This window comes from Dyadobacter fanqingshengii, assembly GCF_023822005.2.
In the GTDB taxonomy this organism is placed as follows: Bacteria; Bacteroidota; Bacteroidia; order Cytophagales; family Spirosomataceae; genus Dyadobacter; species Dyadobacter fanqingshengii.
Genome location: NZ_CP098806.1, coordinates 4,799,705 through 4,815,632, shown reverse-complemented (window position 1 = coordinate 4,815,632; position 15,928 = coordinate 4,799,705). Strand labels below are relative to the sequence as shown.

The 15,928-nt window shown below is 44.5% G+C and carries 14 protein-coding genes; 11 read left to right on the top strand and 3 right to left on the bottom strand.

All coding sequences use genetic code 11. The features are described 5' to 3' along the window. The first annotated feature begins 19 nt into the window (after window positions 1-19). Window positions 20-889: an AraC family transcriptional regulator gene (locus NFI81_RS20105; protein WP_234615326.1), complete on the top strand. Its 870-nt coding sequence runs from the start codon at window positions 20-22 to the stop codon at window positions 887-889. Window positions 890-893: 4 nt separating this feature from the next. Here NFI81_RS20105 and NFI81_RS20100 read toward each other — a convergent pair whose 3' ends face one another. The 3 genes from NFI81_RS20100 to NFI81_RS20090 form a co-directional block, all read right to left on the bottom strand. Next, complete coding sequence (locus NFI81_RS20100; protein WP_234615327.1) at window positions 894-3,803, bottom strand: PVC-type heme-binding CxxCH protein; 2,910 nt, start codon at window positions 3,801-3,803, stop codon at window positions 894-896. A gap of 3 nt (window positions 3,804-3,806) precedes the next feature. Further along, on the bottom strand, window positions 3,807-4,679 hold the full coding sequence (locus tag NFI81_RS20095; protein WP_234615328.1) for a sugar phosphate isomerase/epimerase family protein: 873 nt from the start codon (window positions 4,677-4,679) through the stop codon (window positions 3,807-3,809). A gap of 190 nt (window positions 4,680-4,869) precedes the next feature. Beyond that, window positions 4,870-5,229: a YraN family protein gene (locus tag NFI81_RS20090; protein WP_234615329.1), complete on the bottom strand. Its 360-nt coding sequence runs from the start codon at window positions 5,227-5,229 to the stop codon at window positions 4,870-4,872. A gap of 88 nt (window positions 5,230-5,317) precedes the next feature. On the opposite strand from NFI81_RS20090, the gene lipB reads away from it, so the two are divergent. From lipB to NFI81_RS20040, 10 genes are all read left to right on the top strand, one after another. Next, window positions 5,318-6,031, top strand: coding sequence for a lipoyl(octanoyl) transferase LipB (gene lipB / locus NFI81_RS20085; RefSeq protein WP_234615330.1), 714 nt, complete (start codon window positions 5,318-5,320; stop codon window positions 6,029-6,031). An 11-nt stretch (window positions 6,032-6,042) separates the two neighbouring features. Beyond that, entirely contained in the window at window positions 6,043-6,456 is a 414-nt protein-coding gene (locus NFI81_RS20080; protein WP_234615331.1) for a hypothetical protein, read from the top strand. Window positions 6,457-6,483: 27 nt separating this feature from the next. Next, a complete protein-coding gene (locus tag NFI81_RS20075) occupies window positions 6,484-7,218 on the top strand; it encodes a 3'-5' exonuclease (RefSeq protein WP_234615332.1) in 735 nt (244 codons plus the stop codon). Window positions 7,219-7,273: 55 nt separating this feature from the next. After that, window positions 7,274-9,646 (top strand): ribonuclease R, encoded by a 2,373-nt coding sequence (gene rnr, locus NFI81_RS20070; protein ID WP_234615333.1) that lies wholly within the window; start codon window positions 7,274-7,276, stop codon window positions 9,644-9,646. Between the two features lie 276 nt (window positions 9,647-9,922). After that, window positions 9,923-10,294, top strand: coding sequence for a GxxExxY protein (locus tag NFI81_RS20065; RefSeq protein WP_234615334.1), 372 nt, complete (start codon window positions 9,923-9,925; stop codon window positions 10,292-10,294). Between the two features lie 86 nt (window positions 10,295-10,380). After that, complete coding sequence (locus NFI81_RS20060; protein ID WP_234615335.1) at window positions 10,381-11,271, top strand: 3-keto-disaccharide hydrolase; 891 nt, start codon at window positions 10,381-10,383, stop codon at window positions 11,269-11,271. Between the two features lie 85 nt (window positions 11,272-11,356). Continuing rightward, complete coding sequence (locus NFI81_RS20055) at window positions 11,357-12,364, top strand: phytanoyl-CoA dioxygenase family protein (RefSeq protein ID WP_234615336.1); 1,008 nt, start codon at window positions 11,357-11,359, stop codon at window positions 12,362-12,364. Window positions 12,365-12,476: 112 nt separating this feature from the next. Continuing rightward, window positions 12,477-14,132 carry a gliding motility-associated ABC transporter substrate-binding protein GldG gene (gldG, locus tag NFI81_RS20050; RefSeq protein ID WP_234615337.1) on the top strand — a complete coding sequence of 552 codons (1,656 nt, stop codon included), beginning with the start codon at window positions 12,477-12,479 and terminating at the stop codon, window positions 14,130-14,132. Between the two features lie 108 nt (window positions 14,133-14,240). Further along, window positions 14,241-15,365 carry a DNA polymerase III subunit beta gene (gene dnaN / locus NFI81_RS20045; protein WP_234615338.1) on the top strand — a complete coding sequence of 375 codons (1,125 nt, stop codon included), beginning with the start codon at window positions 14,241-14,243 and terminating at the stop codon, window positions 15,363-15,365. Window positions 15,366-15,551: 186 nt separating this feature from the next. Further along, window positions 15,552-15,926, top strand: a complete 375-nt coding sequence (locus tag NFI81_RS20040) for a BlaI/MecI/CopY family transcriptional regulator (protein ID WP_234615339.1) — start codon at window positions 15,552-15,554, stop codon at window positions 15,924-15,926. Window positions 15,927-15,928: the final 2 nt, after the last annotated feature.

The window sequence follows — 15,928 nt, the reverse complement described above, 5'->3', positions numbered from 1 at the left end:
GTTCCGAATAAAATAGTCGATGATAAAAGCTTTATTTGAGACCATCAATTCCGGGTCTGATGCTTCTTTTCTGGTTAATTCATTCACGCTGGAAAAGTTCGACGTGCCTTACCATTTTCATCCGGAATTTGAGCTCACATTGATCCTGAAAGGCAAAGGAAAACGTTACGTCGGCAAGCAAATGGCCGATTTTGATTCAGGCGACCTGGTGTTGCTAGGCTCTGATCTGCCCCATTCCTGGAAATCTGAAAGCATTTCAATGCCTGGCTTTCATGCCAAATCCGTCGTAGCGCAGTTTGACAAGAACTTTCTGGGCAACGGATTTTTCGATCGCCCCGAATTGTCTGACATTCGTAATCTGCTAAAAATCAGTGCACACGGCATTCATTTTATTGGAAAGACGGCCAAAGAGATCAGCAGGAAAATGAGCGTTCTGGCTCTTGAAGAAAACTCATTTCGAAAAATGTGGCTGTTGCTGGATATTCTGGAAGACCTCGCCGCGTCCAAAGAATTTGTGCTGTTGGATCAGGACGGCGTTGTGGCGACGCAGATTAACAGCAATAAAGACCGTATTAATGCTGCGCTGGGCTACATTGTGGACAATTTCAGGAACGACATTGTGCTGAATGAGGTGGCGGCGGTTGTAAATATGTCGCCCAATGCCTTTTGTAAGTATTTCAAAAGGGTTACAAACAAAACCTTCCTGGACACGGTGATCGATTACCGGATCAATTTTGCCGTGCAGCAATTGCTTTCCACCGATCGGCCTGTGTCAGAAATTTCTTTCGATAGTGGCTTTGGGGATGTTTCTCATTTTTATAAACTTTTCAAAAGACGCATGAAAATGAGCCCATTGAATTACAGGAAAAACTTCCAGAAAGGGCTTTAAATGATCATTTGAATTGCATTAAATAACCCGTCAAATCGGCCAGATCCTGCTCATTAAGGCCTAATGCAGTTGGTTCAGGCATTAAAGATGATGCCATTTTTTCCCTGCTCTTGATCTGATCCGCTTTGATAGCATGTTGCTGTCCGACAGCATCTTTTAAAACCACATTTGCGCCATCGCTCATCAGAAAGCCGAAAAGAGTTTCTCCGCTCTTTGTGACAATGGTGTAGCTTTCGTAACCAAAAACCATGCTGGCCGATGGATTTACGATGGCGTCCAAAAGCCCTGTTTTATCGAATTTCTTATGTATTAATGTTAAATCAGGCCCGATTTCGGCTCCTTTCGCACCATGTTTGTGACAGGCTTCACAGTTGTTTGCAAATAACTTTTCACCGTGAGAGACATTAGGGCTCATTCTGGCTATGAAATCCGTTTTCAAAACCTTTCCATTTTTTGGAAAAAACTGGCTGGCCACAATACGCACATTCTGATCGGGATTTTTGAAGATAATGTCACTCACGGATTGTGCAATGCTGTCGGGCAATTGTCCCTGCACACGCATATCCACGAGCATATTGCCTCCATTTTCATCAGCCGCCATCTTTTTTGCAGTTTCAATTCTTGTTGGGAAAGTTTGCTTTTTATCCACAACGATTTTCTTATTTTCCAACATTTGCCTGTAACCCGGCGTCATTTCCTGGGCGACTGCCTCTTCCCAATTGATCAGGTCCGCCCAATCATTGTTTTTCCGGAAGTTCACCCACCACGCCGCAAGCGAAGCAACGTCAGGAAGGGCAGATTTTGACAATGCGATCATGACCTCCGCTGCCTTTTTTTCTTTGATAAAACCAATGGCTGTGAGCGCCTTGCGTCGTTCAGCGACAGTCACTTTTGAAGCTTCGGCGCGTGCTTTCATTTCATCAATCACCTCAACCGGATGCAAACGCCAGGCCAAATTGGCTCGCTGCGGCGGAAAATTGATCGGCTCCCCAGGATATGCTTCCCGAACCATTGCATAAACCTGTTGCTCCTTGCCATCCGATGCAGTCCCAATCGCTTCAAGCATCCATGCATCTTTGCCATCATACATTTTAATGAGGCTTGCAATGCTTTCTTTCGCCTCTGCAAACGGCACATCCCGAAGCGCAATCGCCACTTCCCGGCGAACAGCAGCATCCTGATCCTTAGCCATTTGTGCTAAATACGTTTTTTCAGCACCAATGGCTTTCAGCGCTCTGAAAGCGGTTAGTCTATGTGATGCGTTGGCAGACTTTAAGAGATTAACTACTTCACTCTTACCATTATTTCCCAGTTGTGCCATCAGCCAAACTGCTCTCGCCTGGTGAAAAGGGTTTTCAGCATGGAGCAATTTTTTGACGTCTGTTAACGCTGCATCACCTTTGCTTTTCAAACCATCAAAACCCAAAGCCCGCACATTTACCGCTGGATTTTTTAAAGCGTTTATCAAGCCATTTGTGGTCGAAAGGTCCAGTTTTGGAACCGTCAGTTTCTTGCCCTTCGGCGTAATGCGATAAATGCGGCCATAGCCCTTTTTATCCTTCATACTATGCCCCCCCACGACAGGGTCATACCAATCCGCAATGTACAATGCGCCATCCGGCCCCACTGCAATGTCCGACGGACGAAACCATTTACGGCTGTCATTATCGGTTTCATACCATTCATATCGCTCCGATGCTTGTGGAAATGAGCTTATCAAATCCCGTCGTTCCAGATTAAAACCGGCACCATTCACCTTTGGCTGATAAGCAAAAATTACATTGCGGCCCGCTTCGCAGCTTAACAATGTTCCGCGATAATTTTTGCCCAATGCATCCCCTTCGTAATAGACAATGCCCGTTGGCGATCCAGCGCCTGAATTATCACCCGCTGGCATTACGCCGGGGTCATCCTGGTGCCAGTGCGTGGTGAAAATGTCCTGCCCTGGCCGGCGATCCGCTTGCCAGTAACGCGTGCCATCCGCCGAGAAATAACCCGCATTTCCATTTTCCGGCAAAAATGAAACGCGGCACGTAATCACCTGATCGTCATTATCATTTTGCCACATATTGCCGTAGCTGTCGAGGCAAACTTCGTAACTGTTTCTGAAATTATGCCCCAGCACTTTCAATCCGGTCCCGTCCGGGTTCAAACGCAACGCCAGCCCGCCGACCCAAACTCGGCCGTCATCGGATTTCTGATTTCCTTCATTTGTTTTGTTGTAAGGCGTTCCGCCTGTATATAAACTGCCGCTGCGCAACGTCCAGCCGCTTTTGTCGGTCACTTTATGCGGCCCAGCGTTTCCTGTATTGAAATAATATCGTCCATCCGGACCTGTAACCAAAGAATGCAGCGAATGATCGTGATCAAAACCGCCAAATCCGGTCAGCAGCACTTCGCGCTTATCCGGCTTATCATCGCCATTTGAATCTGTGTAAATGATGAGGTTTGGGGCGCAGGAAACGATGATTTTATTGCCAATAACCGCAATTCCCAATGGGGCTGTGAGCAATGTGTCTTCTGTAAATATTTTGGAAGATTCGGCTTTCCCATCGCCATCCTTGTCTTCGAGGATCATAATCCGGTCGCCTTTTTGCTTGTGACTCAGCCGTTCCGCAGGTTTTGTGTTGAAATCCCTATAATTGACGGCTTCCGTCACCCATACCCGGCCTTTTGCATCAATATCCATGTTTGTTGGATTATAGAGCATTGGCGCTTCCGCCCATAAGGTCGCTTCCAGATCGTCGGGGAGATAAAGGCGCGAGGAATCGTCTTGCGATGCGAATGCTGATGCGCTTTTTTGAGGCGAATGCGCGTTATTGCGGCTAACACGCATTGCGCCCAATGACAGCATCAGGCAGAGAAAGCCTGTGATTAAATGTGTTTTTGGGAAAGTTTTAGTGAAATCCGCCATTTGTTATTTGAATGAAAATAATCCTTCGAGGTATTTCCTGTTTTCAGTATAACATTCAATGATGTCAGCTCCGGGCGGCGTCGCGCCCTCGATTTGCATCCAGCCGGAATAGCCAATATCTTTTACGGCTTCGGCTATTTTCGGCCAGTCCATTGTTCCCTGCGCCAGTTTTTGGCCATTTTCTTTCATGTGCAGCTCGCAAATCATTTCTTTGCCCAGCATTTTGATCTCTTCAAACACGTCATTACCCGCGTCCGCCGCATTTCTGAAATCGTAGTAAACCTTCACCGACTTGCTGCCAACAGCCTGAATCATATCCAAATGTTCCTGAGCTGTCAAATAAGATTCAATGCCTAATGTGATCCCTTTTTTCTCGGCGTGAGGCGCCACTTTTCTGAGCTTCGCAACGACCGCTTTCTTGCCTTTCTCATCATTTCGAAGATCTCCATCAGAGAAAAAAGCAAGCAATACGACGTCCACACCCAGCGCGGCAGCGGCATCCACGCTATTCCAGACCCATTCCTCAGCAATTTCAGCAGACTTGTATGGCACGCGGTTAAGCTCACCAATCGCCAGGCTCGAAACTTTCACGCCCGTCCGCTTAGAAGCAGCCTTTATAGTTTTTAAAGTATCAGTAACCGAAAGGCCACTAGGATTTTTCGAGGTGTTATAGCTGACCTGAATGCCCTGTAAACCAATTTGCTGAGCCCTATCAAATGCTTCGGGATTGAGGCTCTTACCAACAGACCAATCGCACGCACCCAATTGAAACCGCGGAACGGGCAACGGCCAAGCAACCGGAGAAGCCGCCGCTGCCACCAGCCAAGCACTTTTCCTGATCATTTCCCTGCGATCCATTAAGGCGTTATGGTTCATTGTGTTATGGTAAGGGGATTGTTCAACCATAACTTTGTAAATGTGGGGTTTGCGATTTTCTACTTAGCAGTTCCCGCAGCAATCGACCAATAAAGTAATGTCCTAGGATTTCAAATGCTGATATGCTGTTTCGGAGGCGGTCCAAAGTGGGCAGGATCAAATATTTCCATAGTTTCTGTTAATGAACAACTCACTTACAAAAAGCATCTTCAATATGATAGATCTCCGGCTGACCATTGGGCTGGATGAGAATGGAGACAATGTCGAAGCGGATGTCGTACATCCAATCTTTGTCGAAAATGTAATGTTCCGCAGCGCGCATGATTAAGCTGGCTTTGGTGACATTCACAAATTCCTCGGGCATCCCGAAACCCGTTCCGCTACGCGTTTTGACTTCGACGAAAATCAGCATTTTGTCTTTTTTGACGATCAGGTCAATTTCTGAATGGCTTTTACGATAATTTTTTTCGATTATCTCAAATCCCTTTTGTGCAAGAAACGCCGCTGCCTGATCTTCGCCCCAGTTTCCGAGGTCGTTGTGTGCTGCCATAAGAACAATTTATATGTGAAAGTGTGTTAAATAAGAAATGACTCACTTACATTGAGACGTTGAAAAATAATTTGGTCACAAATTTTAAATGAATACCCTCATCAATAAACACGTTCACTTTCAGGATCTGGGGCTGATTGATTATCAGGAGGCTTGGGATTATCAGGAAAAAATCTTTGCTGAGACGATTAATGTGAAAACTGCAAACCGGAATCTTGGAACGGACGAGCAGCTTTTAACCCCCAATTATTTACTTTTTTGCCAGCATCCGCACGTTTACACACTCGGGAAAAGCGGAAAAGCGGACCATCTGCTTCTTAGTGAGGACGATCTTGCGGCTAAACAGGCGAAATATTACAGAATCAACCGCGGCGGAGATATTACGTATCACGGGCCCGGCCAGATCGTAGGTTATCCGATTTTTGATCTGGACAATTTTTTTACGGATATCCACCGTTATATGCGGACTTTGGAGGAGGCAATTATCCTGACTTTGGCGGACTATGGACTGCAAGCCGGTCGGATTAACGGTTTGACGGGTGTCTGGTTTGATTTTGAAGAGCAGAAAAATCCCAGGAAAATTTGTGCATTAGGCGTGAAATCGAGCCGGTGGGTTACCATGCATGGTTTTGCATTGAATGTTAATACGGACCTTTCTTATTTTGGCAACATTGTACCATGCGGCATTCAGGATAAAGCGGTGACTTCGATGGCGGCGGAATTGGGGAGGGACTTGGATATGCAGGAAGTTTCCGATAAATTAAAAAATCATTTAGCAGGACTGTTCCAAATGGAGCTGTAAGTAAAGAATTAATGAAAAAAGACATCATATTTCACCCGGTTCAGGGCATACAGGTTGCGATTGTAAGGAGTATCAATGATTTAGGCGCGGACGAATGGAACGTGATCGTGATCAACCGGAATCAGGAGCCGATTACGAATGTTTTTGTTACTTCAAAAGGTTATGGCAGCGGCGAATCCGGCGTCAATCCCGATCAGCGGACGTCGACATTGAGACATTTTTTCCCTGAGATAAAAGCAGGCGAACATGTTGTTGTGGAGCCGATTATGCCCGAAGTTTTTCATCTGAACAATGAATTTTGGGTCAGCTATTTCATTGGAAATCAGATATACGATAAAAAGTTTATCTTCGTGCCCGACAGCATTATCGAAGATAACCTGATCCAGATCAGCCCGTTGGGTTTGGAAGGCGTGGTGCACGAATAGCAGGATTTTTATACAAAAACACACATTATGACCGAAGAATTTAGAAAGCGTGCCAAGAACTTCTTGTTGCTTGACATTGAAACTGTTTCCTCGTTTGCATCCTATGACGAGCTTCCTGAGCGGATGCAAAAGCTTTGGGACAAAAAGGCGCTGACATTCAGAAAAGGAGATGATGAAACCTCCAATGCGGCTTATTTCTACGACCGCGGCGCGATTTATTCAGAGTTTGGCAAGATCGTTTGCATTGCATTTGGCGCATTTTATTGGAATGAAAAAGACGAACTTTCATTCAAAGTCGGCAGCTTTTCCAGCGACAATGAGGTTGATATCCTGTTGCAATTCAAAGCATTAATAGAGAAATATCCGGCAGACCAGCTCATTTTATGTGCGCATAATGGCAAGGAATTTGACTTCCCGTTCCTTTGCCGCCGCATGTTGATCCATTGTATTGAAATCCCAAAGGCCTTACAGATTTCGGGAAAAAAGCCCTGGGAAATTTTGCATCAGGACACAATGGACCTTTGGAAATTCGGCGATTATAAAAGCTACACTTCACTGGATTTGCTCGCAGCCGTTTTTGACATTCCCGGCAGCAAAAACGAAATGAGCGGCGACCAGGTGACCAAGGTCTATTATGAAGAAAATGATCTGGCTAAAATTTGCCGATATTGCAGAGAAGATGTGGTCGTGCTGGCACAGCTTTATCTGAGATTACATTGTTTTAAAGCCGTTCAGCCACAAAATATAACTCGGGTAGAGTAAAAAGGCTGTTCGCAACCCGCTTTCGCATTTGTGAAAGCATTTATATATAGAATAAATGAAAGACAAGAAAATAAAAATTAACAAAGGCAATGATAAAAAAGAGGTTAGAACGCCTCACCATATTGTTTCCTACATTGACAATCTAAAAGCTGACATTGCGGCTTTTTTCGATTTAAACAGTGAGCACACTTTCCGCCCTTTCGATGTCCATGATCACTTTGGTGTTGAGGATAAGAAGGTTAAGCAGCTTATTAATGAAATTATTCATGAGCTGGAAGAGGCGGGAAGGCTTGTGCATCAAAATGGCGGCTATTCTGCCGGTCCGAATAAAGAGGTAAAAAAAGGGCTTACCGGGCGCGTGGACCGCGTGAACAAATCATTCGCATTCGTAATCATTGAAGGCCGCGAAGACGACATCTACATAGAATCCGAAATGTTGAATGGCGCCTGGGACGGTGACATTGTTACTGTTCAGCCGCTGACAAAAAGCAGCCGTAATTCGAGATCCGGTCGCAATGATTCGGGCAAGAGCCGTGTAGAAGGGCGCGTTGCAGAAATTGTGGAGCGCTCGGGGACGGAGATTGTCGGGATCATTGAAATTACGTCGCGTTATGCAGTTGTCCAGCCGGACAACAAAAAGCTTTTTGACCCGATTTATATTGAAAAAGAGGAGGTTAAGGAAGCGCAGGACGGTGATAAGGTTATTGTAAAAGTCTTGCAGTGGCCAACAAGGAGAAGTCAGGCAGAAGGCGAAATTATTCAGGTTTTAGGAAAAGCCGGAAATAATGACGTCGAAATGCACGCTATTCTCGCGGAATTCGGGCTTCCTTACCATTTCCCCGAAACTGTTGAAGCCGAGGCGCAGCGCATTCCGGATAAAATCTCAGAAAAGGACATTAAGAAGCGCAAAGACATTCGTGATGTCCTGACGTTTACAATTGACCCGGTTGATGCCAAAGACTTTGACGACGCGCTTTCCGTGCGTTACCTGGATGAAGGCGTGGTTGAGGTTGGCGTTCACATTGCGGACGTTTCGCATTATGTTTTGCCAGGAACTGAGCTGGAAAAAGAGGCTTATCGCCGTGCTACATCGGTTTATCTGGTAGACCGGACGGTTCCAATGCTTCCTGAAAAGCTTTCCAATAACCTATGTTCGCTCAGACCTAATGAAGATAAACTTTCGTTTTCAGCCATTTTTGAATTAAGTCCAAAAGGCAAAGTGCTGAAAGAATGGTTTGGCAGGACGATCATACACTCGGACAGGCGGTTTTCATATGAAGAAGCGCAGGCTGTTCTGGATTCCGGAGAAGGAGATCATCCGCGTGAGCTGCATACATTGAACACGTTGGCGAAGATTTTACGCAAAGAACGGTTCAAAAATGGCGCGATCAATTTCGAAACGCCGGAAGTTCGTTTCCGACTGGATGAGAATGGAAAACCGCTTGGGATTTATCAAAAAGAGCGTCACGATTCCAACAAATTGATTGAGGAATTCATGCTGCTTGCCAATAAACGCGTTGCGGAATACGTGTATTCGCTTTCAAAAGGCGAAAATAAAAATACAATGATTTACCGCGTCCACGAAGCGCCTGATACGGATCGCCTGCAGACATTTGCGAACTTTGTTGGCAAACTAGGCTATAAACTGGAAGTGGAAGAGGAAAATAAAATTGCCAAATCCATGAACAGCATGCTTTCCAAAGTCGAAGGCAAGCCGGAGCAAAACCTGATCGAGTCACTGGCTGTAAGGACGATGGCAAAGGCGCGTTACAGCGTTGAGGATCTGGGCCACTTTGGGTTGGCATTTGAGCGTTATTCGCATTTTACATCGCCCATTCGCCGTTACCCGGACGTTATGGCGCACAGGCTTTTGCAACATTATCTGGACGGCGGCGCCTCGGTTCCCAGGGACAGTTACGAAGATGCGTCCAAGCATTCATCTGAAAGGGAACGACTCGCTGCCGAGGCCGAAAGGGCCTCGATTAAATACAAGCAGGTGGAGTACATGAGTATGATGGACAAAGACCAAGAATTTGACGGCATTGTTACAGGCGTTACTGAGTTTGGGATTTTTGTTGAAATTACCGAAACCGCATCAGAAGGACTGATCCGTATGACGGATCTGGGCGACGATTACTACGAGCTTGATAAGGAAAATTACCGAATCATCGGCCAGCGCACCAAGAAGATTTACACTTTTGGAGAAAAGGTTAAGGTGAAGGTAAAAGACACAAACCTTGCCAGAAGAAGTATGGACCTATATTTGGCAGGGACTATCCCTTCGCCGATGCGGAATAATAATGGTTCTGGTGGCGATAGGGACAAGCGCCAAAGAGAATCGCGTGAATCGCGATCGTCAGGCAGGAGTCGGAAAACGACTTCTTCGGCTTCTTCTCCTAAACCGAAAAGTAAAAGAAGAGGCAGATAACTAAACTGGTTGTTTTACTTTTTTTAGAAGTACATCAACACGGTCGGATAGGGTACTAAGGCCTTCTTTGATATGCATTTCCAATATACCCGGGGCGAATTGGTTTTCGTCCCGGGTCATTTTTTTAAAAAAGTCATTTTTTTTCTTCTTCGCTTTGCAATGTTGAGAACTCCCTGTAAGCAGCTTGCAGCGTTTCCGGGATCAGGCGTTTATCTTTCATAGTTACTTTTTTTCTCTTATTCCGTCTAATGATTGTTAACCAAACCTATCATTAGCATGGAGTTATATTACAAGGAAGAATCGTATCAGATCATTGGCAAATGTATGGAAGTGCACAATGAATTAGGACATGGATTTCTGGAAATTGTTTACAAGGATGCATTGGAGATCCTTTTTAACCAGGCAGACATGTACTTTGAACGAGAGAAAGAGTACCCTGTTTATTTCAGAGGCATTCTGCTCAAACACAAGTTTTGGGCTGACTTTGTGGTTTTCGATTCCATAATTCTTGAAGTAAAATGCGTCACTGTACTAACTGATGAGCACATTGCTCAGACTATTAATTATTTGAAGGTTTCCGGAAACAATCTTGGATTGCTTGTTAATTTTGCGAGAGGTAAGTTAGAATATAAGCGGTTGGTGCTTTGAAGTTATGCCACGGATACACGAATCTTCACTAATTATTCGTGGAAATTCGTGCATTTGTGGCATTAAAAAATTTCAACAAAAAGCAAATGTTCAAAAATCTGTGTCTTCTATTCTTATCATTTATTTCTCTTACGTCTTTCGCTCAAAAAGCCGCGGACAAGGAAGAATGGCAATCTCTGTTCAATGGCAAGGACCTGACGGGCTGGGACATTAAGATTGCGGGGCATAAGGTGAATGATAATCATAAAAACACATTCATTGTTGAGGACAACATGATCCGGGTGAACTACAAGGAATACGATAAGTTCACGACGGAATATGGGCATATGTATTATAACAAGCCCTTTTCTCATTATAAAATCCGACTTCAATATCGCTTCACTGGCAATCAGGTGCCGGGTGGTGCTTCCTGGAATGTACGTAATAGCGGCATTATGCTGCATTCTCAATCGGCGGCGAGCTTAGGTCTGGATCAGGATTTCCCTATTTCTTTGGAAATGCAGTATTTGGGCGGCTTAAATGCTGGCGAACGCACAACCGGCAATCTTTGCACACCCGGAACCATAGTCGAGATCAATGGCAAAGTTGATCAGGCGCATTGCATCAATTCTACTTCCAAAACATATAATGGCGACCAATGGGTTACTGCGGAGGCAATTGTGCTGGGCGACTCTATTGTTTATCATATGATCGAAGGCGATACAGTTTTGACATTCACCAATCCAAAAATTGGCGGCGGTTATGTGGGTAAAGATCATACTTTTAAGGACGGTAAAGTGGGCAGTGAAGACGATTGGATCCGCAAAGACAATACGCCACTGGGCAGTGGTTACATTGCATTGCAGGCCGAAAGCCACCCTATCGATTTCAGGAACATTCAATTGTTGAATCTGAAAGGATGTATGAACCCAAAGGCAACCAATTACAAGTCCTATTACAAATATCCCGACAACAGCACCTGCACGTTTAATAAGTAGTTAGTAACGGTGACACATTTGCTCGGTGAACAGAAGTGGTTTTGATTATATTTGGTAAACGTCATTTTATCTAACCCATTAAATTATGAGCATTGTTCAGCGCGTCCTACGCAAGGCAGAATCGATAAAAGATCATTATTTCCCGATTAAGGAATTTGATCAGGCGACGCTTCCCTGGATTGACAAACCTAACGCCGATATCGCCGGTTTTTTGAAAAAGAATCCGCCTCGTTACGATGTTCCATATGATATGGCGGATAAGCTAAGAAACTGGGAACAAAATGGTTACGTTGTGCTGGAAAAGATTATCCCGGAAGCAATGATTGATAATTTCTGGGGCGACTTTCAAAAGCTGGTTCAAAACCCGGATAAATATGATCTCTCCGTCCGCATTGATCTGGACGAATTCAAACCCAATCAGGAGCGTAATATCAAGGAATTCCCCAAAGAAGCATTGCTGGGCAAATATGTGAAGATCAACGACTTCCATAATTCTTCCGTTGCGGGGAAAAAGTTGATGACGCACCCTTACATCGTTTCATTTCTGGAAGCAATATTCAATCAGAAGATTGTAGTGATGCAAAGTCTGGTTTTTATGTATGGAAGTCAGCAGCCTACGCATCAGGATTTTCCGTGGGTTACAGCTAAAATTCCGAGTCATCTGGCAGCAGCCTGGATTGCTTTGGAAGACATTAAAATTGATTCGGGGCCGCTTTACTATTACATTGGCTCGCACAAAATGCCGAAATTTAACTTTGGGAGCGGCATTTTATTTAAAAAAGATTCTACAAAAAGCCCGCTTGAATTTGCCCAATATTTAGATCAAACCTGCGCAGAGCATCAATATCCAAGGGAAACGCTATTAATTAAAAAAGGAGATGTGCTGATCTGGCACGCGGCCCTCGCACACGGCGGGTCGATGATCACCAACCCCGAACAAACAAGAAAATCTTTTGTATGCCATTATTCAACCGAGCAAGCTTTGCCTTATCACAGAAATTTTGTGACCCAGGTGCCTGTCAAGCAGGATTACAATGGCGTTAACATTTATAATAACCCGATTTTCCCCCAATCTGAGGATGTATTGAAATAATTTATAACCAATTCATTTTTGGTTTTTTATATTTTTGCGAAAAATGGACGTTTATACTGGACACAGCATCGTCCATTTTTTGTTTTATATCTAATCTGCCCGATCTTCCTGAATGAAAAATACAACACTCCGGTTTGTCCTGATAATAGGTTTGCTCGCCGGAGTAAACTTTTTGGCATCACAATTCTTTTTTCGCTGGGATCTTACCGAGGATAAGCGTTACAGCATTTCTGATGCTACTAAACAGCTTTTAGGTGATTTGGACAAAGATATAATCATCAATGTTTACCTGAGTGGCGATTTGCCGGCAGGTCTTGAAAGACTGGAAAGCGCCACCAGGGAAACATTGGACGAGTTTAAAACTTATTCCAACGGCCATCTGATCGTCAATTATTCCGACCCTTCTGAGGCTGCAAGCGAGGAACAAAGGCAAAAACAATATTTGAACCTGGTTGACAGAGGGTTAACGCCCACAAATGTCTTTGCAAATGAAGACGGTAAGCGGACAGAAAAAATCATTTTCCCCGGTGTGATCGTTCAGGCTGATACATTATCTGTGCCGGTCCAGCTTTTGAAAGGAAATAAATCCAGCTCGCCGGAAGAACAGCTTAACCAGTCTTATGAAGGCGTAGAATTTGAGATCGCTTCTGCGATCAGGCTTTTGAGCGATCAGGAGCACAAAAAAGTCGGACTGGTTGTAAGTCATACCAAAATCTCCCCCGCACGGCTCAGCGACTTGATCGCGACCATTCAGCAAAGCTACGACGTGTTCCTGGACATGAACAATCCTGAATCTTACGAAGGATTGGATGCATTACTAGTGCTGAAACCAGACAGCGCTTTTTCGGATGATGAAAAATATAAGCTCGACCAATACATGATGGGCGGCGGAAAAGCACTTTTCTTCGTTGATGGCGCGCGCGTGGACAGCGTTAGTTTGGACGGAAATTATGCGCAACCCCTCGATCTTAATTTGAGTGATTTGTTTTTCAAATGGGGCGCTCGGGTCAATACAAATCTTGTGAAGGATTTGAAAAGCAGCGCAGAAATACTCTTAAATGTTGGCAATATGGGTGATAAGCCCGAAATCAGGCCGGTTCCCTGGCGCTTTTTTCCTTTGCTGAATAATTTTGGTAAACATATCATTACACGAAATGTTAATGCCGTTTATACAAGGTTTCTGAGCTCAATTGATACAGTTGGGGGCGCTGACAACATTAAAAAAACGCCTTTGCTAATGACTTCCGAAAATACTCAGATTCTCAACACACCCGTGCTTGTGGGTTATAACGAGGCACGAAAAGATCCTGATGCGGCCACATATAATGGTGGGACCAAACTGGCAGGTGTTCTTTTGGAAGGGCCGTTTACTTCCCTGTTTGCTAACCGGATTTTGCCGGGAGATCCGCGTGCTGCGAAATTTAAATCAACTGGAAGTCCCGCAAAAGTCATCATTTGTTCGGACGGCGATCTGATCGTGAATGATTATGATTATAAGAGGAATGCGCCTCTCCCACTCGGCTACGACCGCGTGACGAAGCAGACATTCGGAAATAAGGACTTCGTGATGCACGCCCTTGATTACATGACCGACGCCAACGGATTAATCAAAGCGCGCAACAAACAGATCGACATTCGGGCATTGGACAAAATCCAGATCCAGGAAAAGAAGAAATTCTGGCAGGCGCTTAATTTACTCTTGCCCATCGCGCTCATCGGAGTTTTCGGCGCCTTGCGATACTACATTCGCAGACGAAAATTCGCCTGACAAGGGCTGCTTCATCCGTAATTTTTTATACTTTTGTTCACTACAAGACAGATTTTTTCAAATCTGCTATTCTATAAATTTATCATCTAAACACTTACGTCACGAATTATGAAGTTTGTCGTTTCGTCATCAGTTCTACTAAAACAGCTGTCTGCTATAAACGGTGTCGTTTCAACGAACCCAATTGTGCCCATTCTTGAGAACTTCCTTTTATCATTGGAAGGAAATACATTAACGGTAACTGCGTCCGACCTTCAAACGGTGATGATTACCGAAATCGAAGTGGAGTCGTCCGAAAAGGGAGCCATTGCTATTCCTGCGAAATTATTGCTGGACACACTTCGCGGGCTGCCCGAACAACCCATTACACTACAAGTAAACAGCGAGACATTCGGAACTGAAATCATCTCCGACAATGGTCGCTATAAGCTTTCAGGAGAAAATCCAATCGATTTCCCAAAAACGCCAGCCGTTAACCGCGGTCAGTCCGTTGACTTTTCTTCCTCATCATTAGGCGCAGCCATTGCGAATACATTATTTGCAACCAGCACCGACGATCTTCGTCCAGCTATGACGGGGGTTTTTGTTCAAATGGGGACTGAAAACGCAACTTTCGTGGCAACGGATGGTCACCGACTGGTTAGATATCGCCGCACGGACATTAAGTCGGAAGTGGACACGTCCATGATCATTCAGCGCAAAGCATTGAATTTATTGAAATCGTGTTTGCCATCTGAGGACCTTCCGGTTAAGGCTGAGTTCACTTCCAGCAATGCGTTTTTTAGCTTTGGAAACATTCGCATGATCTGCCGTTTGATCGACGAGCGCTTTCCGGATTATGAAAATGCAATTCCTACAAATAACCAAAATACGCTTACCATAAACAGAATGGAAATCCTTAGTTCGCTAAGACGTATTTCCATTTACTCGAACAGAACAACGCACCAGGTTCGCCTGAAAATGTCGTTGAATGATCTCGTTATTTCTGCGGAAGATCTTGATTATTCCAATGAAGCAAATGAGCGCTTAATGTGCGAATATAATGGTGACGACATGGAGATCGGCTTCAATGCAAAGTTCCTGATCGAAGTGTTAGGTAACCTTTCAAGCAAAATAATTACATTCGAATTATCTGCTCCAAACCGGGCCGGTTTGATCATCCCAGTTGATCAGGAAGAGAATGAGGACATCTTAATGCTGGTTATGCCTGTTATGCTAAACACTTACGTTTAGGCAAACCATAATTCTCATACAAAGAAATCCGGCTAAGCTTAGCCGGATTTCTTTGTATATAATACTCCATATCAGCCTTTTAACTTACTTTAACTTTTTACTACGAAAAAAATCGTAGTTAGTGCTTGCATGTACGATTTTTTTCGTAGACATTTGGTACGAAGATTATCGTATCAAATTATCGCCATGTACTTAAAGCCCACCGACTCCGAACTAGAAATTTTAAATTACTTGTGGCAAGCCGGCCCAAGTACGGTACGCGCAGTTCACGACGCCCTGTCCGCAATCAAAGACGTTGGATACACAACCACCTTGAAGTTGATGCAGATCATGCATGACAAAGGACTTTTGTACCGGACAGAACAAGGGCGTTCTCACATTTATGTTGCATTGCTAGGAAAAGAAGAGACACAGCAGAATTTGCTGGGTAAGCTTGTTGAAACTGCTTTTCAAGGATCGGCTGCGCAAATGGTTATGCAGGCGCTGGGAAATCATACCACTTCCAAAGAAGAATTAGATGAAATACGTGAGTTATTAAATAACCTGGAAAACAACCGTTAGCC